This window comes from Methanosarcina spelaei (genome assembly GCF_002287235.1).
GTDB classification, from domain to species: Archaea; Halobacteriota; Methanosarcinia; order Methanosarcinales; family Methanosarcinaceae; genus Methanosarcina; species Methanosarcina spelaei.
In genome coordinates this window covers 1-261 of record NZ_LMVP01000472.1, presented here as the reverse complement: position 1 = coordinate 261, position 261 = coordinate 1, and the positions used below count along the sequence as shown (strand labels likewise).

1 protein-coding gene is annotated in these 261 nt (G+C 36.8%); it reads right to left on the bottom strand.

The window, feature by feature from the left end; translation table 11 throughout:
- Complete coding sequence (locus ASJ81_RS16750) at window positions 1-162, bottom strand: hypothetical protein (RefSeq protein WP_245860233.1); 162 nt, start codon at window positions 160-162, stop codon at window positions 1-3.
- Window positions 163-261 lie beyond the last annotated feature (99 nt).

Genomic DNA, 261 nt, shown 5'->3' with positions numbered 1-261 from the left:
CTAGCTCCATATAAAGCAAGCCTGTCCTTCTTCACTCCAGGGATGAAAATGATCACTTGCATCAATACTTTCAAAGCCTGCCTCTTCAGCAGCTATTACCTGTTTCAGCAACTCGGAAGGGGGGAACTGTTCAGGTGCGATCTTATAGCCTAATTTAAGCAATTTAACTCCCCCATCAACATTTATATAATTAAAAAATATAATTTATATTCATTGGTCATCGGTTAAGGAAAAATCGTTATCAATTGCATTGATTTTCAT